The 23,586-nt window shown below is 74.4% G+C and carries 18 protein-coding genes and 1 tRNA gene; 4 read left to right on the forward strand and 15 right to left on the reverse strand.

Annotated features, from left to right (window positions below; all coding sequences use genetic code 11):
- Window positions 1–22 precede the first annotated feature (22 nt).
- The 4 genes from ACJ6WD_RS27020 to ACJ6WD_RS27035 all read right to left on the reverse strand — a co-directional run bounded on the left by ACJ6WD_RS27020 (window position 23) and on the right by ACJ6WD_RS27035 (window position 5,719).
- Window positions 23–808, reverse strand: a complete 786-nt coding sequence (locus ACJ6WD_RS27020) for a S16 family serine protease (RefSeq protein WP_233659409.1) — start codon at window positions 806–808, stop codon at window positions 23–25.
- 160 nt (window positions 809–968) lie between these two features.
- Entirely contained in the window at window positions 969–1,610 is a 642-nt protein-coding gene (locus tag ACJ6WD_RS27025; RefSeq protein ID WP_016575357.1) for an IclR family transcriptional regulator, read from the reverse strand.
- A gap of 438 nt (window positions 1,611–2,048) precedes the next feature.
- Complete coding sequence (locus ACJ6WD_RS27030; RefSeq protein ID WP_233659408.1) at window positions 2,049–3,845, reverse strand: DEAD/DEAH box helicase; 1,797 nt, start codon at window positions 3,843–3,845, stop codon at window positions 2,049–2,051.
- Window positions 3,846–4,210: 365 nt separating this feature from the next.
- A complete protein-coding gene (locus ACJ6WD_RS27035; protein WP_407616698.1) occupies window positions 4,211–5,719 on the reverse strand; it encodes an MFS transporter in 1,509 nt (502 codons plus the stop codon).
- A 157-nt stretch (window positions 5,720–5,876) separates the two neighbouring features.
- On the opposite strand from ACJ6WD_RS27035, the gene ACJ6WD_RS27040 reads away from it, so the two are divergent.
- Window positions 5,877–6,740 (forward strand): alpha/beta fold hydrolase, encoded by an 864-nt coding sequence (locus ACJ6WD_RS27040; protein ID WP_407616699.1) that lies wholly within the window; start codon window positions 5,877–5,879, stop codon window positions 6,738–6,740.
- Between the two features lie 123 nt (window positions 6,741–6,863).
- Window positions 6,864–6,938 (forward strand) — tRNA-Cys (locus ACJ6WD_RS27045).
- 474 nt (window positions 6,939–7,412) lie between these two features.
- Here ACJ6WD_RS27045 and ACJ6WD_RS27050 read toward each other — a convergent pair.
- The 7 genes from ACJ6WD_RS27050 to ACJ6WD_RS27080 form a co-directional block, all read right to left on the reverse strand.
- Window positions 7,413–7,616, reverse strand: a complete 204-nt coding sequence (locus tag ACJ6WD_RS27050; protein ID WP_016571720.1) for a hypothetical protein — start codon at window positions 7,614–7,616, stop codon at window positions 7,413–7,415.
- A 278-nt stretch (window positions 7,617–7,894) separates the two neighbouring features.
- Window positions 7,895–10,219 (reverse strand): xanthine dehydrogenase family protein molybdopterin-binding subunit, encoded by a 2,325-nt coding sequence (locus ACJ6WD_RS27055; RefSeq protein ID WP_376557342.1) that lies wholly within the window; start codon window positions 10,217–10,219, stop codon window positions 7,895–7,897.
- A 106-nt stretch (window positions 10,220–10,325) separates the two neighbouring features.
- Entirely contained in the window at window positions 10,326–12,335 is a 2,010-nt protein-coding gene (locus ACJ6WD_RS27060) for a 2Fe-2S iron-sulfur cluster-binding protein (RefSeq protein WP_407616700.1), read from the reverse strand.
- Entirely contained in the window at window positions 12,332–13,228 is an 897-nt protein-coding gene (locus tag ACJ6WD_RS27065) for a xanthine dehydrogenase family protein subunit M (protein WP_016571717.1), read from the reverse strand. Before ACJ6WD_RS27065 ends, ACJ6WD_RS27060 begins: the two co-directional genes overlap by 4 nt.
- A 233-nt stretch (window positions 13,229–13,461) precedes the next feature.
- Window positions 13,462–15,120 carry a beta-N-acetylhexosaminidase gene (locus ACJ6WD_RS27070; protein WP_407616701.1) on the reverse strand — a complete coding sequence of 553 codons (1,659 nt, stop codon included), beginning with the start codon at window positions 15,118–15,120 and terminating at the stop codon, window positions 13,462–13,464.
- A 199-nt stretch (window positions 15,121–15,319) separates the two neighbouring features.
- Window positions 15,320–15,607, reverse strand: coding sequence for a DUF3039 domain-containing protein (locus ACJ6WD_RS27075; RefSeq protein WP_078487141.1), 288 nt, complete (start codon window positions 15,605–15,607; stop codon window positions 15,320–15,322).
- Window positions 15,594–16,775 (reverse strand): MFS transporter, encoded by a 1,182-nt coding sequence (locus tag ACJ6WD_RS27080; protein WP_233659454.1) that lies wholly within the window; start codon window positions 16,773–16,775, stop codon window positions 15,594–15,596. Before ACJ6WD_RS27080 ends, ACJ6WD_RS27075 begins: the two co-directional genes overlap by 14 nt.
- A 133-nt stretch (window positions 16,776–16,908) precedes the next feature.
- Here ACJ6WD_RS27080 and ACJ6WD_RS27085 point away from each other — a divergent pair, with 133 nt between their 5' ends.
- Window positions 16,909–17,874: a LysR family transcriptional regulator gene (locus ACJ6WD_RS27085; protein ID WP_376557346.1), complete on the forward strand. Its 966-nt coding sequence runs from the start codon at window positions 16,909–16,911 to the stop codon at window positions 17,872–17,874.
- 47 nt (window positions 17,875–17,921) lie between these two features.
- Here the strand turns inward: ACJ6WD_RS27085 and ACJ6WD_RS27090 are convergent, their stop codons facing one another.
- Together ACJ6WD_RS27090 and ACJ6WD_RS27095 are read right to left on the reverse strand one after the other, a co-directional pair.
- Window positions 17,922–18,605, reverse strand: a complete 684-nt coding sequence (locus ACJ6WD_RS27090; protein ID WP_233659401.1) for a hypothetical protein — start codon at window positions 18,603–18,605, stop codon at window positions 17,922–17,924.
- Between the two features lie 292 nt (window positions 18,606–18,897).
- On the reverse strand, window positions 18,898–19,596 hold the full coding sequence (locus tag ACJ6WD_RS27095; RefSeq protein ID WP_055583266.1) for a YqgE/AlgH family protein: 699 nt from the start codon (window positions 19,594–19,596) through the stop codon (window positions 18,898–18,900).
- Between the two features lie 295 nt (window positions 19,597–19,891).
- Between ACJ6WD_RS27095 and murA the strand changes: the two genes are divergently transcribed.
- The gene (gene murA / locus ACJ6WD_RS27100) at window positions 19,892–21,238 is read left to right on the forward strand and encodes a UDP-N-acetylglucosamine 1-carboxyvinyltransferase (RefSeq protein WP_275464475.1); all 1,347 of its coding nucleotides are present in this window, start codon (window positions 19,892–19,894) and stop codon (window positions 21,236–21,238) included.
- A 203-nt stretch (window positions 21,239–21,441) separates the two neighbouring features.
- On the opposite strand, the gene ACJ6WD_RS27105 is transcribed toward murA, so the two are convergent.
- Together ACJ6WD_RS27105 and ACJ6WD_RS27110 are read right to left on the reverse strand one after the other, a co-directional pair.
- Window positions 21,442–21,723 (reverse strand): HU family DNA-binding protein, encoded by a 282-nt coding sequence (locus tag ACJ6WD_RS27105; protein WP_004951951.1) that lies wholly within the window; start codon window positions 21,721–21,723, stop codon window positions 21,442–21,444.
- A 245-nt stretch (window positions 21,724–21,968) separates the two neighbouring features.
- Window positions 21,969–23,402, reverse strand: a complete 1,434-nt coding sequence (locus ACJ6WD_RS27110; RefSeq protein ID WP_233659400.1) for an NAD-dependent malic enzyme — start codon at window positions 23,400–23,402, stop codon at window positions 21,969–21,971.
- Window positions 23,403–23,586: the final 184 nt, after the last annotated feature.

The raw sequence follows: 23,586 nt of genomic DNA on the forward strand, positions 1-23,586 counted from the left end.
GCGCGGCCGCAAGGCCCTCGGCTCAGTCGGTGCAGCTGGGCACCGCGCCGCCGGAGTCGAGGGCCTTCAGGGCGTCCACCGCCCCCGCCAAGGTGGTGATCGGGATCAGTCGCATCCCCTGCGGGAGCTCGGCGCGGGCGTCCGTGCACTCCTTGCGCGGGACGAGGAAGACGGTCGCGCCGTCGCGGTGCGCCGCCTGGGTCTTCAGGGCCACCCCGCCGACCGCGCCGACCGCGCCGTCGGCGTCGATGGTGCCGGTCCCCGCGATGGTGCGGCCGCCGGTGAGCTCGTGCCCGGCACCGTCCCCGTCGAGCTTGTCGACGATGCCCAGCGCGAACATCAGGCCGGCACTCGGCCCGCCGACGTCCGCCAGGCTCAGCGTGACCTTGACGTCCTTGGGGGACTTCCCCAGCCGGTTCAGCGCGGCCCGGGTCGCGCTGTCCTGCGACTGCTTCATCTGCTCCGCGTTGTGCTCGGCGATCTCCTCGGTGTTGTTGCCCACCGGGTAGACCGAGTCCCGCGGCATCACCGCCTCGTCGGTGCGGAACCACGCGCGGAGCACGTCCGGCAGGTGGACGGAGGCGGCCGGTCCGGTGGCCGTGATGGAGGTCATCCGCAGTTGCCCGCTGGTCTCGCGGGTGGGCACGCCGGAGACGGTGATCACCGGCTTGCCCTTGTCGTCGCCGAGGACGTTGGCCGTGATGCCCGGATACGCGACCGAGTACGGCAACGGGGCCAGGGCGGCGGTGACGAGGACGGCGAGGACGAGGGCGGTGCAGACCAGCAGGGCACGGGCGCGTGAGGACACCCCGCCACCCTAAATGACCCCCGCCCCGCCCGCCCCGTGCGAGGCCCTGGTCACACGGCAGCGCCACAGGGTCCCCACACCGGGCACGCGAGCGTCGTCCTGCGCGCCGTCCGCCCGCCGGGCGCCGGCTCGTCGGCCGGCGGCGGGCCCCACGGCGGCGTCAGCGCAGGGCCTCGGAGACCTCCCGGGCCGCGTCCAACACGCGCGGGCCTATCTGCTCCGCGACGGAGTCGGTGAGCATCACCACGCCCACGCTGCCCTCTATGCCGCTGACCCCGAGCAACGGCGCCGCGGCACCGCTGGCACCGGCCTCCAACTCCCCGTGCGTCAGGGCGAGCCCGCCGTCCTGGAGGCGGCCCTGGCGCGCCTTGAGGATGGCCCGCCCGGCGGCCCCGCGGTCCAGCGGGTGGCGGAATCCGGCGCGGTAGGCGACGTGGTAGTCGGTCCAGGTCGGCTCGACGACCGCGACCGCCAGCGCCTCGGTGCCGTCGACGAGGGTGAGGTGGGCGGTGGCGCCGACGTCCTCGGCCAGGGAACGCAGCGCCGGCAGCGCGGCCTCCCTGACCAGGGGGTGGACCTGGCGACCCAGGCGCAGCACGCCCAGTCCGACCCGGGCCCGACCGCCGGCGTCCCGGCGCACCAGAGCGTGCTGCTCCAGCGTCGCCAGCAGGCGGTAGACCACCGTGCGGTTGACCCCGAGCTTGTGGGAGAGCTCGGTGACGGTCAGCCCGTGGTCGGTGTCGGCGAGCAGTTTGAGGACGCGCAGTCCTCGGTCGAGCGTCTGGGAGGTCTCTGCGGTCACGACGCCCCCTCCTGGAGTGAGTGGCGGCGTCCGTGCGCGGCGCACTGCTCGTCCCGGAACAGCGCGCAAGAGCCGCCGGCCGCTTTGCACCGGCTGCGCTCCGCGGCGGCGCTGCCACGGGGCGTGTGCGTGACCGGGACAGTAGCGAGCGACTCCGGTCAGCGGAAGAGCGCGTCCAGAATCCGGGCTTTCACGCCCGGAATATCCGCTCTCGTCCGTACCGTGGTCTCCTCCGACGGGGTTCGAGTCGCGCCACCGTGACCGCTCCGTTACCAAACGACCGTGCTTCGGCGGGGCGCCCGCGGCGCGCCGTGCACACCGCTTCCGCACCGGACCTGCACCGCACCTCCCCGGCCCGGCCCCGTATCCGCCCAGGCCCCCGGGGCCGGGACCGGCGGCCTCACCGGTCCCGGACGGCCGACCGGGACCGGGACACGCTCAGCGCATGCGGGTGGCCCACTCCCGCACCTTCTTGATGCGCTCGCCCAACTGCCCGGCCGTCGCCTCCGCGCTCGGCGGGCCGCCGCACACCCGGCGCAGCTCGGTGTGGATCACCCCGTGCGGTTTGCCGCTCTGGTGGACGTAGGCGCCCACGAGGGTGTTGAGCTGCTTGCGCAGTTCCAGCAGTTCCTTGTGCGTGACCACCGGGCGCCGCTCGGCGGGCATCTCCAGCAGGTCCGCCTCGGCGTCCGGCTTCTTGCGGCTGTGCGCGATCTGCCGGGCCTGCCGCTTCTGGAGCAGCATCTGCACCTGGTCGGGCTCCAGCAGGCCGGGGATGCCGAGGTAGTCCTGTTCCTCCTCGCTGCCGGCGTGCGCCTGCATGCCGAACTCGGCGCCGTCGTAGAGCACCCGGTCGAAGACGGCCTCCGACTCCAGCGCCTCGAACGAGAACTGCTCCTGCTCGCCGGTGTCCTCGTCCTGCTCCTTGTTCGCCTCGTCCATCTCCTTCTCGGACTCGGCGTACGGGTCCTCCTCGGCGTCCTTCTTCGGCTTGTCGAGGACGTGGTCGCGCTCGACCTCCATCTCGTTGGCGAAGCCGAGCAGCGACGGGACGGTGGGCAGGAAGACGGACGCGGTCTCGCCGCGCTTGCGGGACCGCACGAACCGGCCGACCGCCTGCGCGAAGAACAGCGGGGTGGAGATCGTGGTGGCGTACACGCCGACCGCGAGCCGGGGCACGTCGACGCCTTCGGACACCATCCGGACCGCGACCATCCAGCGGTCCTCGGAGTGCGAGAAGTCGTCGATGCGCTGCGAGGCGCCCGCGTCGTCGGAGAGGACCAGGGTCGCGCCCTCACCGGTGATCTCCCGGATCAGCTTGGCGTAGGCCCGGGCCTGCTCCTGGTCGGAGGCGATCACCAGGGCACCGGCGTCCGGGATGCCCTTGCGGACCTCGGTCAGCCGCCGGTCGGCGGCCCGCAGCACGTTCGGCATCCACTCGCCGCGCGGGTCCAGCGCGGTGCGCCACGCCTGGGAGACCGCGTCCTTGGTCATCGGCTCGCCCAGCCGCGCCGCGATCTCGTCGCCGGCCTTGGTGCGCCAGCGCATGTTGCCGCTGTAGGAGAGGAAGATGACCGGCCGGACGACGCCGTCGCCGAGCGCGTTGCCGTAGCCGTAGGTGTAGTCGGCGGACGACCGGCGGATGCCGTCGTCGCCCTCCTCGTACGCCACGAACGGGATCGGGTTGGTGTCCGAGCGGAACGGGGTGCCGGTCAGCGCCAGCCGCCGGGTCGCCGGCTCGAACGCCTCCAGGCACGCCTCGCCCCACGACTTCGAGTCGCCGGCGTGGTGGATCTCGTCGAGGATGACCAACGTCTTGCGCTGCTCGATGCGGTTGCGGTGCAGCATCGGGCGGACCCCGACGCCGGCGTAGGTGATCGCGATGCCGTGGTACTCGCGACCCAGCGGCCCGGCGCTGTACTCCGGGTCGAGCTTGATCCCGATCCGGGCCGCGGCCTCCGCCCACTGCTTCTTCAGGTGCTCGGTCGGCGCGACGACCGTCACCTGCTGCACGACGTGGTGATGCAGCAGCCACGACGCGAGGGTCAGCGCGAAGGTGGTCTTGCCGGCGCCGGGCGTGGCCACGGCGAGGAAGTCCCGCGGCTGGGTCTGGAGGTAGCGGTCCATGGCCGCCTGCTGCCAGGCGCGCAGCTTGTTCGCGGTGCCCCACGGGGCCCGTCCCGGGAAGGCCGGGGACAGGTGATGGCTGTTGGTGGCGCTGGTGGTAGTAGTCACGGTCTCCGTCGGCTGAGGTCGGCGATCGGCAACCGCGTCAGCCTACCGGTGCCCCGCTTTCCGCCCGGCGCCGAACGCCCGCTCCCGCCCCGCGGTGGGAGCGAGGTCACACCCCACCGGCGAACGGCGCGCGCCCCGGGGCGAGGCCCGCGCGGGCGACCCGCGGGGGCGCGGCCCGGCGCCCGGCGACCGGCCTCCGGGGCTTCGAACTGCCGGTTTTCGCGCGGCGGTCGGCGGTCCGCGGCGCCCGCTACGGTCGTACTGCTCCGGGGCGGCGGACCCGGTCGGCGGAGCTCGGCGCCCGCCACGGCCGCGCTGCTCCCGGTCGGCGGACTCCGCTGGTCGCTCCGGTCGCCCCCACTCGGCTACTCGGCCTTCGGCCGCAGCCGGCCGGCCACCAGCGCACCGGCGGCCGCGACCACCGCCATCGCCGCGAAGACCGCCAGGAACGCCGCGGGGTGGCCCGCCGGTGCGGCGCCCGCGGGGGCCGCCGACGCGGCGCCGGCCGCGGCGATCGAACCGCCGCCGAAGGCCACGAACAGCACCCCGCTGACCCCGACGAAGGTCACGTTGCCCAGTGCGTCGGACATCTGAAGGGAGGAGGAGTTGCTGCCCGCCTCCTCCGGCCGCGACAACTTCAGCAGCAGCACACCGCCGCTGGAGATGTTCAGCCCCATGCCGAACCCGCCGATCGTCCAGGCCGCGGCCACCGTCCACACCGGCACCGCGTCGATCAGCACCAGCGGCACCAGCACGATCGCCACCGCCAGCAGCGCCATGCCCAGTCCCATCAACCGCTCGCGGTGCCGGTCCATGCGCGGGCGGCTCTGGACGTACGAGCCGAGCGCCCAGGTCAGGCCGCCGCCGGTGAGCGAGAGCCCGGCGAGGGTGGCGGACAGGCCCCGCTGGGTGACCAGCAGCAGCGGGATGAAGCTCTCGGCGGCCACCAGCGCCCCGGCGGCCAGACCGCGCATCAGCACCACCGTCGGCAGCCCCCGGGCCGCCCGGAACGTGCCGCGGGGCAGCAGCCGCACGATGGCCGGCACCAGCAGCGCCAACCCGATCGCGGCCGGCAGCAGCGCGAACCAGCTCGGGTGCTGGCCCGCGTACTGCACCAGCGAGGCGCCCACCGCGACCGCCAGGGCCAGCCGGCAGCGGCGGCTGCCGAGGATCCGCCGGAGGCCGGCGTCCGGCCCCGGTGCGCTGCGCGGCAGCTTGCGCAGCGCCGGCAGCATCACCCCGAGCGGCAGGAGTATCAGCACGGGTATGGAGAGGAACACCCAGCGCCAGCCGAACTGTTCGGTCACCGTCCCCGCGACCAACGGGCCGACGATCACCGGCACCACCCAGGCCGCCGAGAACGACGCCATCACCGACGGCCGCAACCGCTCCGGGTAGCCGCGGCCGACGACGACGTACAGCGACACCACCGCCAGCCCGCCGCCCAGGCCCTGGATTCCGCGCCCGGCCACGAACATGCCCATGCCCTGCGCCCCGCCGGCGACCACCAGCCCCGCGCCGAACGCGGCGATCCCGCTGAACAGCGGCGCCAGCGGACCGCGCCGGTCGCTCCACACACCGGCGAGCGCCATCGCGAAGAGACTGGCCGTGAAGAACGCCGAGAAGGCGAAGGCGTAGAGCCCGATGCCGTCGAGGGCCCGGGCCGCCACCGGCATCGCGGTGTTCACCGCGCTCGCTTCGAAGGCGATGAGGGAGACGACGGAGATGATGCCGAGCGTCAGCGCCCGGTGCTCCCGGCCGAGGACGCCGCCGGAGCCGGCCGGGGGCGTGGTGCCGGCCGGGGCGGGTGCGGTGGTGCGGTCCGTCGCGACGCGGGCGGCCGCGTCCGCGGGGCTCGAAGGGTCAGCGGTCATCGGGCCAGCGTAAGGGCCGTAGGGCAGGTGCGCCCCTGTCCGGAGGCGGGGATCACCTCGGCCGTCGGTCCTACGCCGCGGGTCGCGACCGCCGCCCGCCGCCCGCCGCGGCAGCCCGGACACCCTCCCGTCCCGCACCGTCCGGCAAGCTGTCCGCATGCCCTACTTCCGCACCTACGACGACACCGAGCTGCACTACCGCGTGCTCGGCCCCGCCGACTCCGCACTCCCGCCCCTGGTGTGCCTGGCCGGCGGCCCCGGGCGGGACGCCGCGTACCTGGGGGACCTGGGAGGACTGGCCGGGCACCGGCAACTGATCGTCCCGGACGGGCGCGGCACCGGCTCCTCCCCGGCCGCCGCGGACCCCGCGCGGTACGCCTTCCCGCACCTCGCCGCGGACGTCGAGGCGCTCCGCGCCCACCTCGGCCTGGAACGCTGCGCCCTGCTCGGCCACGACGCGGGGGCCACGGTGGCGCAGGCGTACGCGGCGACCCACCTGGAACGGCTGACCCGCCTGGTGCTGGTCTGCCCCGGCTCCCGCCTCCAGGGCGAACTCCCCGACGACGCCCAGGAGATCTTCACCTCCCGGATGCACGAGGAGTGGTGGCCGCGGGCCTCGGTGGCGGTGCAGGAACTGGCCGAGGCGTCCGACCTGGCGCGGGTGCGCGACCTGCTGTACGCGGCGGCGCCACTGGCCTACGGCCGGTGGGACGAGCCGCAGCGGGCCCATGCGGCCACCGAGGGCGAGCAGTTGGGGCCGGTGCCACGGGCCGGCTTCTGGCAGGGCGTGGACGAGTCGACCCGGGAGGCACTCCTGGCGGGCCTGCGGCAGGTCGACTGCCCGGTCCTGGTGGTCACCGGCGACCGCGACGCGGTGGTCGGGATGCGCGCCGGCGAACTGGTGGCCGCCGCCTTCCCGCACGCCGAGGTGCGCCCGCTGCACCTCGTGGGGCACTACCCCTGGGTGGACGAGCCGGACCTCTTCCGCCCGCTGGTCGAGGAGTTCCTCCGGGCCTCCTGACGCCGACGGACCGGCACCCGCCGCCCGTTCGTGAACCGCGTGTTGCAGCCTCGTGGCAGTCGCCCCGCCACTCTTGCCCCACCCCCCACCGGGCGGCCTACAGTCGGGACAGCACCGCACCCCGGCCGTGTGCCCGAGTGGTTTAGGGACTCGCCTGCAAAGCGAGTTACGTGGGTTCGATTCCCGCCACGGCCTCCAACGCCTTGACCAGGCAAGTCGTAAGGGTGGCGCCCTCCAAGGGCGCCACCCTTACGCGCGTCCTTCTCGATTCCCGTCCCCGTTGGCCGGGACGAGGACACCGGCCGCACGAAGGGGTTGAACGAGTCCGAACGACCGCGGATCGCGCCCCGACCGAGTCGGACAAACCTGCGGATCGGTCAGGTCCCCGTGCCCTACGGCACCTGCGTCCAGCCCAGCAACGTCAAGGCCGGCGGACACGGCTGCCCGCTCCGGTTCCGCTGCGTTGGCTGCGCTCACTTCCGCACCGACCCGTCGTTACGTGCCGGCGCTGCGGGCCTGCCTCGACACGCTGCCGCGCAACCGCGAACGCGTCGCCGCGGCGGCCGTAACCGGAGCGCGTGCCCGACGGGTCGGCACAGTCCCTGCGACTCTTCCGGCCACGCTCGCGCGGGAGCGCCCCGCGGTGCGTGGCTGCGGGGCGCCTAGTGGGCTTCAGTCGACCTTCTGCCCGTTGTGCGTACCGCCGTTGCAGACGTTGTGCGTCAGATCGGCCGTTCCGCCGCCCTGCGCGCACTGATGAGGGGTGACGTAGGACGGGGCACCCTGTGCGGCGGTGGCGGTGGCGGCGCCTGTGAGGCCGAGTCCGGCGAAGGCTGCCGTGGCGATGACGGCTGCGAGGATTCGTCGAATGCGCATGTGGTTCCCCTTTCGCGGATTGCCTCGGCTGGTCACTAGTCAGCTTAATCCTCAGCCCTGTTGATGGCACCTTGCGCCATTCGGGTGACCGTGCTGGCGGGTGCGGCTCGGTGACGCGACCCGTCGGCCAGGCCCCGGAACGAAGAGACCACCCCGGCCGGATGGGTGGTCCCCTCGTTGTTCCGGAGGGGGTACCGTCCGGAGGAGCCTGCCGGCGGGCGGGCCGGGCGGCGGCATCGGCACGGACCCGCCGACGCCACCGCATCGCCACGACGGCGTCACTGCGCCGGCTGCGCCACCGCCGCCTGCGGACGGATCGGCAGGCGGCCGATCGGCCGTCCGGTGGCCGCCCGGACCGCCGACGCCACCGCGGCCGGCGACGTCACCACCGGCACCGCGCTGACCGCCTTGGCCCCGAACGGCGCGACCACGTCGCGCTCCTCGACGAGCTTGACGATCCGGATGTCCGGCGCGTCCAACGCGGTCGGCAGCGCGTAGCCGGTCAGGTCGGGGTGGCGGACCTGACCGCGGGTGGTGCGGAGGTTCTCCATCAGCGCGGCGCCCAGGCCCTGGGTGACCCCGGCCTCGATGCGGGCCCGCAGCTGACGCGGGTTGAGCACCCGGCCGACGTCCTGCGCCACCGACATCTCGACCACCCGGACGGTGCCCAGCTCGATGTCCACGTCGGCGACGCAGCGGATGGCGCAGAAGGCGAGGCCGACGAACGCGTCGCCCTGGCCGGTCTCGTCCAGCGGCTCGGTGGGATGCGGCCGGCACTGGGCCGTGGCCCACAGTTCCTTGCCGTCCAGCGCCTCGGCGACGGTCGTGCTGAGCACCCCGTCGTACGAGGTGATCTTGCCGTCGGTGATCTGCAGCAGCTCGGTGGACATCCCGAACTTGTGGGCCAGCGGCTGCAGGAGCTGGGTGCGGACCATCTTCGCGGCCCGCTCGACGGCGCCGCCGGAGACCCAGGTGTGGCGGCCGTGGCAGGCCCGACCGGCCGGCGGCTGGTCGGTGTCCACGCCCGCGACGTGCACCTCCTCGATGCCCAGGGTCTCCTGGACGATCTGCCGCGCAAGCGTGGCGAACCCGGAACCGGTCTCCACCGCCGCGCAGATGACGGTGGCCACCGAACCGCTGACCTTCACGGTCGCGGTGGACACCTCGTCGGTGCCCTCCGCGCCCAGCATGTGCACCATGCCCAGCGCGTAGCCGACGCCGCGTCGGACCGCGCCCGGCTCCCCCGCGCCCTCGGGGCCGCCCGGCAGCAGCCACTCGGCCTCCGGGGTGTCCTTGGGCAGCTCGGGCAGCGGAGCCTCGGTGACGGCCCGCAGGAGCTCGGCGACCGGGGCGGGGCAGGTGACGGTCTGCCCGGTGGGCAGCAGGTCTCCGGTGGCCATGACGTTGCGCCGGCGGATCTCGTCGGGCTCCAGGCCCAGGTGGGCGGCGAGCCGGTCCATCTGCCCCTCGTAGGCGGCGCAGACCTGGAGCGCGCCCTCGCCGCGCATGTGGCCGGACGGCGGGTTGTTGGTGCGCACCGCCCAGCCCTCGACGACGGCGTGCGGGACGACGTACGGGCCGCAGGCGAACGACACCGCGGCGGCCAGCGCCTCGGCGGAGGTGTCGGCGTAGGCCCCGGCGTCCATCAGGATCTGCGCCTCCACCTTCACCAACTTGCCCTCGCCGTCCGCGTGGTGGCGGTAGCGCAGCAGCGTCGGGTGCCGGTGGGCGTGGGTGAGGAAGGACTCCTCACGGGTGGCGGCCAGCTTCACCGGGCACCCGGTGCGGAGCGCCAACAGGCCCAGGGACAGCTGGATGCTGGGGTCCTCGCGGTCGCCGGTGGCACCGGGCACGCCGGTCACCACGACCTTGACCTGCGCCGGATCCAGGCCGAAGGAGGCCGCGGCCAGATCACGGTCGCCGTGCGGGTCGGTGGAGGCGGTGTAGATCTCCACCCCGCCGTCCGGACGCGGCACCGCCAGGCCGGCCTCGGCCCCGATGGGCGCCGGGTCCTGGCGGCCGATCCGGTAGAAGCCCTCGACCATCACCTCGCCGACCGCCTCCGCGTCGCCGAAGCGGAGCGGGATGTGCCGGATGAGGTTGCCGTCGGGGTGCAGCGGCTCGGCCTCGAAGGCGAGTTGCGGGTCGGTGACGGCCTCCAGGACCTCGTACTCGACCACGATGGCGGCGGCGGCGAGGCGGGCCGTGTCGGGGTGGTCGGCGGCCACCGCGGCGATCGGCTCGCCGTGGTGGCGGACCTCGTCCCTGGCGAACACCGGGCGGTCGGCGACGCCCCGGCCGTGCCCCTTGTCACCGGGCACGTCCTCGTGCGTGACGACGGCGCGCACGCCCGGCATCTCGGTGGCGTGCCGGACGTCCACGGAGCGGATCCTGGCCCGGGGGTGCGGGGAGCGCAGCACCGCAGCCCACAACAGGCCCTCGGCCCACAGGTCGGCGGCGTACGGGAAGGTGCCCTCGGTCTTGGCCGGCGCCTCGGCCGGCGTCAGGGAGACGCCCAGCCCGTGCGGCGGCGGTTCGTCGGGGATCTGGACGCCCTCGGGGGGCGTCGCGGTGACGGCGGTGCCGTCGGTCGTACCGCTCATGCCGAGACCTCGCTCCGCTCACCCGCGCACGCGCGAGACGCGCACCTGTTGACGACACTCCCCCGGCCTGCGGCCCAGGGGACCCGGACCCCCGTGCTGCGCTCGCTCATCCAGCGCCTCCCGGCTGCGGATCCTGGTGGTGCGGTGCCTCGTCCATCGGGTCGGCGGGCCCCGCCTGGTGGGGGATGCGGGCGGTCGCGGCCGGCGCCGCCGCCCCCGCGGACGGGTCGTTGGCCTCGGTGCGGGACTTCACGACCTCGGCGACGGCGTCCAGGACACCGCGGTACCCCGAGCAGCGACACAGGTTGCCGCAGAGCGCCTTGCGGGTCTCCAACTCCGTGGGGGCGTGGTTGCCCTCCAGGAGGTCGTGCACGGTCATCGCCATGCCCGGTACGCAGAAGCCGCACTGCACGGCCCCCGAGGCGGCGAGCGCCTGTTGGACGTCGGACGGCACGCCGTGCTGCGCCAGGCCCTCGACGGTGCGGACCTCGCTGCCGGCCGCGGTGGCGGCGGGCACCAGGCAGGAGGCGACCAGCCGTCCGTCCACCTGGACCGAGCAGGCCCCGCACTCCCCCTGGGAGCAGCCGTCCTTGGCGCCGGCCAGGCCGAGCCGTTCGCGCAGCACGTACAGCAGCGACTCGCCGATCCAGGCGTCGGTGACCGGCCGGTCGGCGCCGTTGACGCGCAGCACGTAGGAGGCGGAGGGGTGTTCGTCGTGGTGGTCGAGGACGGCGGGGGCGTCCGGCGCGGCCTCGACGTCGGCGGGGACGGGGGCCGGTGCGGGGGCGACCGTCGCCGCGGCCTCCTCGGCCGGGTGGGCGTCCGGGCCGGTCGGCGCGGCGGTCTCGGCGGGCACCGGCTCGGCGGGCGCGGCGGCGTCCGCGGCGGGCTCCACCGGGTGGCCGGCGTCCGCGGCCTCCCCACCGTGCGCGGCGGCCGCGACGGGCTCCTGGGCGGCGGCGGGCGGCTCCGCCACCGGCAGCGGGCCGGGGTCCGGGGCCGCGGCGGGGGCCTCGGGGGCCACGGGCACCCCGTGCTCGGCGGGGGCGTGCTCCTCGACCGGGGCGGCGGGTGCGGCGCCGGCGTCGGCGATCCCGTGACGGGCGTCGAGGACGAACTCGCCCGTGGTGTCGGACTGTTCGCCCTCCACCACCGGGACCGACCACGCTTCGGCGCCGCCCGGGGCGGGCACCTCCGCGGCGGCGTCCTGGCCGGCGGTCACGTCCTCGTGGTGGGTCGGGTGCTCGTGGTGGGTCGGGTGCTCGGCCGGCGGCCACTGGGCCAGCGCGTCGGCGGGCAGCGACCAGTGGCCGCTCGCCCCGCCCGGGGCGGTCGCCGCGGGGTCCTGCGCGTACGGGTCGGCGGCGGGCGCCGGGAACGGCTCGCCCGCACCCGGGTCGACGGCACCGCCCTGATCGACGGTCCCGGTGTGCCCGTTGGTGGCGTTGAGCCCGGCGGTGAAGTTCCAGTGGCCGGTGGCGCCGGTCTCCGCGGGGCCGGTCGCGCCGGCGCCCTCGTAGCCGCCGGGGTAGCCACCGTCCTGGTAGGGCGCGGCGGTTGCGTGTCCGGGCAGTCGGTCGTCGCCGACCAGGTATTCGCCGGACTCCTCCAGGGTGTCGTCGGCCGCCGGGACGGTCCAGGCGCCGCCGGCCGCCTCCGGGCTGCCGGCGACCGGCCAGTGCACCTGCTCGCCGGGCCACGCCTGGGCGCTCTCGGGCGGGTTGGCGTGGTAGCCCGCGGACGGGTCCTGGTGCGGTGCGGTCGCGTGCTGTCCCGTGGCGCCGTAGCCCGCGGCGGGGTCGACGTAGCCGGCCGACGGGTCGGCGAACGGCATCGTCCACTGCCCGGTCGCCGCCGGGTCGGTGCCCGCGCCCGGTACCGGGGGCGTGGCGGAGTGCGCGGGGAACGAGGCGGGCGGGGTGTAGCCGTGCCCGGGGGCGGCCAGCGGGTCCGCGCCGGGAGTGCGGTAATCGGCGCCGTACGCGCCGGTGGTGAAGCCTTCGGGGAGTTGGACGAAGGCGGTGGCCTCCGACTCGTACTCGCCGCCCGGCGGCAGCGGCTGCCACCCCTGCTCGGGGTGCGGCTGCTGCGGGTGACGGTGGTCTTCGTTGCTCACGAGAGCGCCCTCCCAAGTGCGCGGCGGGCCAGGGCCGCCACCGTACGGCGCAGGTGCAGCGCGGCCGGCGGCAGGGCCGACGGTTCGGAGCCGTCCTGCGGCGGCACCGGGTCGGGGATGCAGGCGGCGGCCACGTAGTCGCCGAAGGCGGCCAGCGCCTCGGGTACCAGGCCGCGTTCGCCGTCCCAGTCGATGAGCGAGGCCACCCACTGCTCGGCCTCCAGGGGGCGCAGCGGCATGGCGGCGACCGCGCCGACCGCGCAGCGCACCGCGCGCCGGGCCGGGTCCAGGACGAGCGCGACGGAGGCGGTGGCGCGGCCGGGGCCGGTGCGCCCGGTGGCCTTGAGGAACGTCTGCGGGGCGTGCAGCAGCGGCACCCGCACGAAGCCGACGAGTTCGCCGGGGCTCAGCATCTCGCGACCGGTGAGCAGGTGACTGACCGGGATCTCGCGGCGGGCTCCCCCGGGACCGGCGATGATCACCGTGGCTTCCAGGGCGGCCAGCACCGGGAGGGTGTCGCCGGTCGGGGCGCAACTGACGATGTTGCCGCCCAGGGTCCCGGCGTTGCGGATCTGCGGCGGGCCGGCGGCGCGGGCCGCCGCGGCCAGGCCCGGGATCAGCGCGGCGAAGTCGGGGCGCCCCATGCGGGCGAGGGTGAGACCGGCACCGAGCAGCGCATGACCGTCCAGGTACTGCCAGCCGCGGATCTCGCTGATCCGGCCGAGGCCCACCAGGCCCGCTGGTCTGAGGAGTCCGGCGTTGACCGCCGCCATGAGGTCCGTGCCGCCCGCCACCGGCACGGCGGCGGGCATGGCGGTCAGTGCCGCCACCGCCTCGTCGAGCGAGGCCGGCAACGTCACCGATGGCGACGCGTGCGGTGCGTGCGTGGTCAACCCAGCTGCCCCTTCCCCGGTGTCCCGGCAGTTCCGCTCCGCCGTACGGTACGTGCTCACGGCCCGGACGTGGCAACTCTGGCACATCTTCGCGGGCCCGGTACGCGCGAGGGTCCGCGAAGCGGTGTTCCGTCCTCGAAGAGGGCGCTGGTCCGGTTTCGTCCGGCGGTTCCGGTCACCGGGCACCACCGTTCCAGGGTCCGGCCGGACGAGCGCCCTCCTTGCACGGCGGCTCACACGTTTGGGGGCGCCCCCTCGAAGGGCCGTCCGAGGATGCCGGGGCGTTTCTGCCAGGGGTGGGGGCCGCCGGGCGGGCGGTAGCCGACGCCGAGGGCGTCGAGGCGGGCGTAGTGGTGGGTCATCCGGCGGGTGAAGTCCTGGTAGTCGCGGAGCTCGGGGCCGGGCAGCCGGGACCAGGCGACCTCGGCGAGCGCGGTCAGCCGCGGGAAGACCTGGTAGTCGAGGCGCTGCTGACTGTCCATCCCCTCGGACCAGGCGTTGGCCTGGGTGCCGAGGACCCGGGCGGCCTGTTCGTCCGTCAGGTCCGGCGGCACCGGTTCGAAGCGGTAGACGTCCTCCAGGGTCCGCACGTAGCCGATCGGCACCGGCTCGTCCGGGGAGGCGTCCTGACGGTGGTCCAGGTACACCTGCTGCTCGGGGCACATGACGACGTCGTGGCCGGCCTTGGCCGCGGCGATGCCGCCCGCGTACCCGCGCCAGGAGGAGACCGTCGCCCCCTCGGCCAGTCCGCCCTCAAGGATCTCGTCCCAGCCGACGAGCCGTCGGCCGCGCTCGGTGAGCCAGCGGTCGAAGTGGCGGATGAACCAGCTCTGCAGGCCGTCCTCGCCGTCCAGGGACAACTCGGCGATCCGGGCCTGGGCCGTGGGCGACGCCCGCCACTGGTCCTTGGGGCACTCGTCGCCGCCGAGGTGCACGAACCGCGACGGGAAGAGGCCGAGCACCTCCTGAAGCACGTTCTCGTAGAAGCGCAGGGTGGTGTCGGTGGGGGCCAGGACGTTGGGGTTGACGCCCCAGGTGTCCCAGACCTTCAGGGCGGCGGTGTCGACGACGTCGGCGTTGCCCAGCTCCGGGTACGCCGCGATCGCGGCCTGCGAGTGCCCGGGGACGTCGATCTCGGGCACGACGGTGATCTGCCGCTCGGCGGCGTAGGCGACGATCTCGCGGATGTCGTCCTGGGTGTAGTAGCCGCCGTGCGGGCGCGGGTCCCACAGCGGCGAGTCGCGGTGGCCGAGTCTGCTGCGCTCGCGCCAGGCGCCGGTGGCGGTCAGCTCCGGGTAGCGGAGGATCTCGATCCGCCACCCCTGGTCGTCGGTGAGGTGGAAGTGCAGGACGTTCAGCTTGTGCGCGGCCATCAGGTCGAGGTAGCGCAGCACCCCCTCCTTGGGCAGGAAGTGCCGGCAGACGTCCAGCATCAGGCCGCGCCAGCCGAAGCGGGGGGCGTCCTCGATGGTCTGTTCCGGCAGGCCGACGGCGCGCCCCGGGGCGAGCGGGGCGCGGCGGAAGGCGGCGGGCCCCAGGAGCTGACGGAGCGTCTGTGCGCCCCAGAAGACGCCGGCCGGGCCGCCGCCGGTGAGGCGGACGCCCCAGCGGGCGTCGGCTTCCAGCCGGTAGCCCTCCTTCGGGAGGGCCGGGTCGAGGGCGAGCGCCAGGGTGTCGGGGGCCTCGGGGGAGCCGGGCGGCAGCGGCAGCGCGAAGGCGGCGCCGAGGGTGGCGCGCAGCCAGCGGGCGGTGGCCTCGGTGCCGGGTGCGGCGGCCAACGCGGTGTGCGCGCCGAGCCGTACGGTCCGGGGGCGGGACTCGGCGTCGGCCAGGTCGTGGCTCAGCGGCGCCGGGATCAGACCCGTGTGGGCTGCGGTCTCCAGATCTGTCACGACGTCAGTCTTCACCGTGCCGCCGCGGAGGGAAACCCTTGATCGCCGGCCCCTCAGGAGGCCGCTGTGCCCGGGGGTTCGGGCGGTGCGGGTACGGCGACGGGCCCGGGCCCGTCAGGGACCCGGGCCCGTGCGGACCCCGGGCGCGGAGCGGTGCGCCGCGGCGCCGTGCCCAGCGGGCGGGCGCCGCGGCGGGCGGTCACTTCTTGCCGCCGCCGTCCTTGTCCTTGTCGCCACCGGCGCCCATGGACTCGAAGATCTCCTTGCACAGCGGGCAGACCGGGTACTTCTTCGGGTCGCGACCCGGGACCCAGACCTTGCCGCAGAGCGCCACGACGGGCGTGCCGTCGAGCGCGCTCGCCATGATCTTGTCCTTCTGGACGTAGTGGGCGAAGCGCTCGTGGTCGCCGTCGCCGTGCGACACCTGCGGTGTCGGCTCTACGAGGGTCCCCGTACCTGCCCCGCGCTCGGGCTCAAGAGTGCTCATAACTGCCAAGGGTACTCACGCGCGGCGCGGGTCGGGAGCGTCGGCCCGTCGCCAGGTGCACCACCAGTGCCAGGGCCGCCACGCCGGCCGCCGCCCAGGGCAGCGCGTCCGGCGCCACCCCCGCGGCCAGGGCCAACCCGCCGAGCGCCGAGCCGACGGCACTGCCCAGGTAGAGCGCCGAGTTGTTCAGCGCGAGGACGACGGTGCCGCGCTGCGCGCCGGCCCGGAGCAGCCGGTGCTGCTGCGGCACCTGGAACGCCCAGCCGGCCGCGCCCCAGGCCAACAGGGCGACCACCGCACCGGGCAGCGCCACCGCCGCCAGGGTCGGCAGCAGGGCCTGGGCCACGACGACCACCAGCAGGATCCCGCCGGCCAGCATCCGCACCCGCCCGGTCCGGTCGACCAGCGGCCCGGACAGCGCGCTGCCCAGAACGCCGCCGGCGCCCCAGGCCCACAGGTACGGGGCGACCTCCTGGACGCCGCCGGCCGCGGCCAGCACCGGTGCCAGGTAGGTGTAGAGGCCGAGGCTGGCCACCGCGGCGAGGAAGGACACCGCGACCACCGGCGCCACCGCGCGGTCGGCGAGGGCCGTGAGCCGGGCCCGTACCGGGACGGCGGGCCCCGCGGGCACCTGCGGCAGCAGCGCCGCCAGTCCGCCCAGCGCGACCGCGCCCAGTGCCGTGACCAGCCAGAGCGTGGCCCGCCAGCCGGCGTGCTCGGCCAGCAGCACCCCGATCGGCACGCCCAGCACGGTGCCCGCGCTCATCCCGCCCATCACCAGGGCCAGCGCCCGTCCGCGCTTCTCCTGGGGGACGAGTGCGGCGGCGGCCGCGGTGGACAGCGCCGAGTAGACGCCCGCGCCCGCGCCCGCGACGATCCGGGCGCCGAGCAGCGGGCCCAGCGACGGCGCCAGCGCGGTCAACGCGTTGCCGACGGTGAAGACGGCGAGCGCGGCCAGGATCAGCAGCCGGGGCCGCGACCCGGAGAACAGCCCGGCGACCAGCGGCGCGGAGAGCGCGTAGGCCAGCGTGAAGGCGGTCACCAGTTGGCCCGCGAGGGACACCCGGGTGCCGACGTCCGCGGCGAGGACCGGCAGCAGCCCCGCCATCACGTACGCGTCCAGGCCGAGGGTGAAGGCCCCCAGCGTCAGTAGCCAGACCTTGCGCACCGCGCTCAACTCCCCTGGTGGTCCGGGGGTCCGGGGACCGTCCCCGGGCCCGGAGCGGACCGCCGCGGGGAAACGTAGGCAGTCTCCGGATGGCCGGGGAAATGCCCGGACGGAGCACTTATGCTGGGGCGGCATGAATGGTGACCGCGGCATCCCGAACGACGCCGACGCCCCGGCCGCAGACGGCCCCGACCCTCACGACGCCGACACCCGCGCCCCCGACCAGCTCGCCGACCCGGTGCTCGACGGGATCGAACTGCGCCACCTGCGGGGCTTCCTGGCCGTCGCGGAGGAGCGCAGCTTCACCCACGCCGCGGACCGGCTGCGCACCGGCCAGCCGGCGCTGACCCGCGCCGTACGGGCCCTGGAGGCCGCGCTCGGCGTACGGCTGCTGGACCGGACCACCCGCCGGGTCGCCCTCACCGACGCCGGCCGCCGCCTCTACGCCGACCTCGCCCCCCTGCTCCCCCGGCTCGCCGCCGCGCTGCGCTCGCCCGCCGGGCCGGGGACGCTGCGGCTGGGCTTCACCTCGCTGCTGCCGGCCGCCGGCGGCACGCTGATCGCGGAGTTCAAGGCCGCGACCGGCGCCAAGGTCCGGCTCGTCCGCCGGGACACCCCACTGGCCGGGCTGGAGACCGGGGAGTCGGACGTGGCGGTGCTCCGGGGCGACGTGCCGCCGGACGCCGGACTGCGCACCGCGCTGCTCTTCCAGGAGCCGCGGGTCGCCGCCGTGCCGCGCGCCGCCGCCCCGGGGGGCCTGGCCCGCCGGCGGGTGCTGGACTGGGCCGAACTCGCGGAGCTGCCGCTGGTCGTCAACACCGTCACCGGCACCACCCGGCCCGAACTGTGGCCCGCCGGCCGACGCCCCCGACTCGCCTGCACCGCGGGCAACTTCGACGAGTGGCTGGAGGCGGTCGCGGCCGGCCACGGGGTCGGCGTGGCCCCGGAGGGGGTGGCCGAGCGCCACCCGCACCCCCAGATCCGCTACGTCCGGCTGAAGAACGCCCCGCCGGTGCCCGTGCACCTCGCCCTACCCGCCCGCGACGCCGATCCGCTCGCCGAGCGCTTCTTCACCCTGGGCGGGCGGCACCGCAGCTGACGGCCCCGCTCGCCCTTCGGGGCTCCGCCGCCGCGCCCCGCGGGGGGCTACGACGCCGCCGCCGGCACCCCGCCGCGGTCGCCGGCCGTCAGCCCCAGCTCGACGGCGAACGCCCACGCCGCCTCCGGGCGGACCTCGTACCAGCAGTCCGGGCCGCAGACCGCGTCCAGCAGCGCCGAGACGTCCGCCGCGCCGACCGTACGGGCCGCGGCGGAGGCGATGAACGCGCGGACCGTCGCCGCGGGGCGGACGTCGGTCTCCAGAAGCGCCACCAGGTGCTCGGTGATCTCCTGGACCGCCGCGTCACCGGGCGCCGCCCAGCTCATCGCCATCTCCAGGCCGTCGTCCGGCAGCGCCGCGGGGTAGGGGGCGCGGGACCAGGCGCCGTCCTCGTACCAGTAGGCGAAGCCGAGGAGGTTGCCCTGGGCGTCGTCCCGCAACTGCTCCCAGGGCAGCCACGCGGGACCACCGGCCAGGAAGTCGATCTGCTTGTCGCCGTTGTGCGTGTAGCTCCCGTCGGAGTCCTGGCCGCACAGCAGCGCGCGGCCGTCGTCGTACAGCTTCAGCCGCCACCAGTACGAGCCGCCGCAGTTCCAGCAGTGCAGACCGTCCTGGCCCCAGGAGTACTCGTCCCCGTCGTTCATGGCCGCGGCCACCACCGCCAGCGTCGCGGCGCGCGCCCACACCTGCTCCGGATGGTCCAGGTCCTCGGGCAGGCTCGGCCTGTGCATGGTGCTCTCCCCCGTCAGTTTCGGTCGCGGTCGCGAGCTCCCCTGTCCGCGCGAGGCTCAGGGTTCGGGGACGCGTCCGCGCAACGTTCTTGCCACCCCGAACGATAGCGACGGGGTCTGACAATTCCCCATGACGAAGCCGTCACAAAATGCCCCGGCGATCGCCCGGGTGCACCACCCGGCGCGCGGCGTACGAAACGCGCTGCACGGCGGCGCCCGACGCCGCCCGGCAACCGGCCCGCAGGTGCCCCGGCAGATGCCCCGGCAACCGGCCCAGCAACCGACCTGCGGGTCAGTTCAACGACGGGTCGTCGGGGTACGTCGCCACCATCGCCAGCTCGTTGCGCTGCCGGCGCAGCACGGCCCGCCACAGCTGCTCCGGATCGGGCGAGGAGACGTCCCCCGGCTCGGACTCGACGACATACCAGGCCCCCTCCACCAGCTCGTCCTCCAGCTGGCCGGGCCCCCAGCCGGCGTACCCGGCGAAGATCCGCAGGCTGCCGAGGACCGCGGCGAGCAGCTCCGGCGGGGCCTCCAGGTCCACCAGGCCGATCGCGCCGTGCACCCGGCGCCAGCCCAGCGGCTCGTCGCCCGGCCCGGCGCCGCCGGGCGTGCCGGTGGCCTGCGGGTCACCCCGGCGCGTGGAGCCCGGGGGCGCACCGGCCGCCCCACCGACCGCGCCGCCGGTGCGGGTGCCGCTGCCCGACGGGGCGCCCTCGCCGGACGGTCCACCGGGCACCACGGCCACGCCGAGCGCCGAGTCCAACGACACGGGGCCGCCCTGGAAGACCACCCCGGGCTCACCGGCCAGCTCGGCCCAGGGGGCGAGGATGTCGGCGACGCCGACCGGTGTGGGACGGTTCAGGATCACGCCGAGGGAGCCCTCCTCGTCGTGGTCGAGGAGGAGCACCACCGCGCGGTCGAAGTTCGGGTCGGCGAGCGCGGGCGTGGCGACGAGCAGCCGGCCTGTGAGCGAGGACACCTCGGTCATGGCCACATGATCCCGCACTTCCGGCCCGAAGGGGGAGTCAACGCCCGGACCCGCTGGGAGAGCAGGGCCGGCGTACGGCGGCAGGCCCCGGCGCACACGCTACGTACCCGGATGTCCCATTAGCGACATTGGACGCTTTCCAGGCAAAAGGTGATTACGAATCAAAGATCGGCCGTAGCGGAGCGTGTTGTGACAAAGCCATTACATGGCCGGACCAGGGCCACCGCAACGGACACCCCCTCGGCCGCCCTTACCATTTCTCCTGGCCCTGACCGACTCCAGGAACGCGAGATCCATGACCGTCTCTACTGACGACGTACTGCTTGTCCACGGCGGCACCCCGCTCGAGGGCGAGATCCGGGTTCGCGGCGCGAAGAACCTTGTGCCCAAGGCCATGGTCGCCGCCCTGCTGGGCAGCGGTCCGAGCCGACTGCGCAACGTTCCGGACATCCGGGACGTCCGTGTGGTGCGCGGGCTGCTCCAGCTGCACGGCGTGACCGTGCGTCCGGGCGACGAGCCGGGCGAGCTGATCCTCGACCCGTCGCACGTGGAGAGCGCCAACGTCGCCGACATCGACGCGCACGCCGGCTCCTCGCGGATCCCGATCCTGTTCTGCGGCCCGCTGCTGCACCGACTGGGCCACGCCTTCATCCCGGGCCTGGGCGGCTGCGACATCGGCGGCCGGCCGGTCGACTTCCACTTCGACGTGCTGCGCCAGTTCGGCGCCAAGATCGAGAAGCGCGCCGACGGGCAGTACCTGGAGGCCCCGCAGCGGCTCCGCGGCACCAAGATCCGGCTGCCGTACCCCTCGGTCGGCTCGACCGAGCAGGTGCTGCTGACCGCGGTGCTGGCCGAGGGCGTCACCGAGCTGTCGAACGCCGCGGTGGAGCCGGAGATCGAGGACCTGATCTGCGTCCTGCAGAAAATGGGCGCGATCATCTCCATGGACACCGACCGGACGATTCGGATCACCGGTGTCGACAAGCTCGACGGCTACACCCACCGCGCCCTCCCGGACCGCCTGGAGGCCGCCTCCTGGGCGTCCGCGGCGCTGGCCACCGAGGGCAACATCTACGTCCGCGGCGCCCACCAGCGCTCGATGATGACGTTCCTGAACACCTTCCGCAGGGTCGGCGGCGCCTTCGAGATCGACGACGAGGGCATCCGCTTCTGGCACCCGGGCGGCTCGCTCAAGGCCATCGCCCTGGAGACCGACGTCCACCCCGGCTTCCAGACCGACTGGCAGCAGCCCCTGGTGGTCGCCCTGACCCAGGCGTCGGGCCTGTCGATCGTCCACGAGACGGTCTACGAGTCCCGGCTGGGCTTCACCGAGGCGCTCAACCAGATGGGCGCCCACATCCAGCTCTACCGCGAGTGCCTGGGCGGCTCCGCCTGCCGCTTCGGCCAGCGCAACTTCCTGCACTCCGCGGTCGTCTCCGGCCCCACCCGGCTGCAGGGCGCCGACCTGGTCATCCCCGACCTGCGCGGCGGCTTCTCGTACCTGATCGCGGCGCTCGCGGCGCAGGGCACGTCCCGGGTGCACGGCATCGACCTGATCAACCGCGGCTACGAGAACTTCATGGAGAAGCTCGTGGAGCTGGGCGCGAAGGTGGAGCTGCCGAACGGCAACCCGCGGGGCTGACGCCCACCGGCCCCCGGCCGCGCTGGATTCCGAAGGCGCCGCACGGTCCTCGCAGGAGGATTGTGCGGCGCCTTCGCCGTGCGCCCTTCCGCCCACCTGCCCGCCCGGGGCCCGGCAAGGGCCCTGGGACGGCCGTACGCGGGCACGCGCGAAGGCGGCCACCCCCGGGAGGGGTGGCCGCCTTCGGTGCCGTCGGAAGGGCCTTACTTGCCCTTGGCGGCTTCCTTGAGCTTGGAGCCCGCGGAGACCTTCACGCTGTAGCCGGCCGCGATCTGGATCGGCTCACCGGTCTGCGGGTTCCGGGCGGTGCGAGCGGCACGGTGGGTGCGCTCGAAGGTCAGGAAGCCGGGGATGGTGACCTTCTCGTCGCCCTTGGCGACGACCTCGCCGACGGTCTCGGCGAGCGCGGCCAGAACGGCGTCGGCGTCCTTGCGGGTCACCTCGGCGCGATCGGCCAGAGCGGCCACCAGCTCACTGCGGTTCATGTATGTACTCCCGTGTTCTTCTTGCCAATGCGGCGTGAGATCGAAGCCGATGCTGCCAGGGCCCTCGGACGGCCCACCGAACCGGGTCCGTCCTTCAGCTCCCTCGCGCCTGAGGTCCCCCTGGACATTGTCCTTGGGAGAGCATCCTGCCCCCACCTGCGGCGGTAAAGCCAATCCGGCACCCTGGAGGGTCACCCGCCACCCTATGGGTGGCTCGCTGGGGGCAGGTCCCGCGACGCGCCGTCTCAGACGCCCGTGGCGGCCGTCACAGCGTCGCCCGCGGCCTTCGCCGCGTCACGCACCGCGCCGGCGACCGCACCCGCGACCTTCTCGTTGAAGACGCTGGGGATGATGTAGTTCGCGTTGAGCTCGTCGTCCAGCACTACGTCGGCGAGGGCGCCGGCCGCTGCCAGCATCATTTCGGTGTTCACCGTACGCGAGGCGGCGTCGAGCAGCCCGCGGAAGACGCCGGGGAACACCAGGACGTTGTTGATCTGGTTGGGGAAGTCGGAGCGGCCGGTGGCGACCACGGCGGCGGTCTGGCGGGCGATCGCCGGGTCGACCTCCGGGTCCGGGTTGGCCAGCGCGAACACGATCGCACCCTCGGCCATCCGGGCCACGTCGTCGCCGTCGAGGACGTTGGGGGCCGAGACGCCGATGAAGACGTCGGCGCCGACCACGGCCTCCTTGAGGGTGCCCGTGACGCCCTCGGGGTTGGTGTTGTCGGCGATCCAGCGCAGCGCCGAGTCGGGGTCGGCGTCGACGAGGTCGGGGCGGCCGGCGTGGACCACGCCGTGGATGTCGGCGACCACCGCGTGGTGCACGCCGGCGGCCAGCAGCAGCTTGAGGATGGCGGTGCCGGCCGCACCGGCGCCGGACATCACGACCCGGACGTCCTCGATCTTCTTGCCGACCACCCGCAGCGCGTTGGTGAGCGCCGCGAGCACCACGATGGCGGTGCCGTGCTGGTCGTCGTGGAAGACCGGGATGTCCAGGGCCTCGCGCAGGCGGGCCTCGATCTCGAAGCAGCGGGGCGCGGAGATGTCTTCCAGGTTGATGCCCGCGAAGCCGGGGGCGATGGCCTTGACGATCTCGACGATCGCGTCGCTGTCCTGGGTGTCCAGGCAGATCGGCCAGGCGTCGATGCCGGCGAAGCGCTTGAAGAGGGCCGCCTTGCCCTCCATGACGGGCAGTGCGGCCTTGGGGCCGATGTTGCCCAGGCCGAGGACCGCGGAACCGTCGGTGACCACCGCGACGCTGTTGCGCTTGATGGTGAGGCGGCGCGCGTCCTCGGGGTTGTCGGCGATCGCCTGGCAGACCCGCGCGACGCCCGGGGTGTAGACCATGGACAGGTCGTCACGGTTGCGGATGGGGTGCTTGGACGACATCTCGATCTTGCCACCGAGGTGCATCAGGAAGGTCCGGTCCGAGACCTTGCCGAGCGAGACGCCTTCGATGGTGCGCAGCTTGGAGACGATCTCCTGGGCGTGCGCGGTGGAGGTCGCGGCGATCGTGACGTCGATCCGGAGCTTCTCGTGGCCGGATGCGGTCACGTCGAGGCCGGTGACCGACCCGCCGGAGGACTCCACGGCCGTGGTGAGCTGGCTGACGGCGGTGCCGCTTGCGGGAACTTCCAGTCGCACCGTCATCGAATACGAGACGCTAGGCGCCGTTGCCATGGCCGACTTCCTCTGCTTTCCCTGGTTTGGCTCTAAGCGGCTCCGGGACTCAGGGGTGCCCGAGCCGGAGCGCGTCGTTCGATCGTCCCACCTACCAGCCGGTATACGGTAACCAGCTACGAATTTCGGAAAGACTCTTCCACCATACGAGAGTTGCCCCGTCGAGCGGAACCCCCTCGGGCGG

Source organism: Streptomyces sp. VTCC 41912, assembly GCF_045799175.1.
In the GTDB taxonomy this organism is placed as follows: Bacteria; Actinomycetota; Actinomycetes; order Streptomycetales; family Streptomycetaceae; genus Streptomyces; species Streptomyces albulus_C.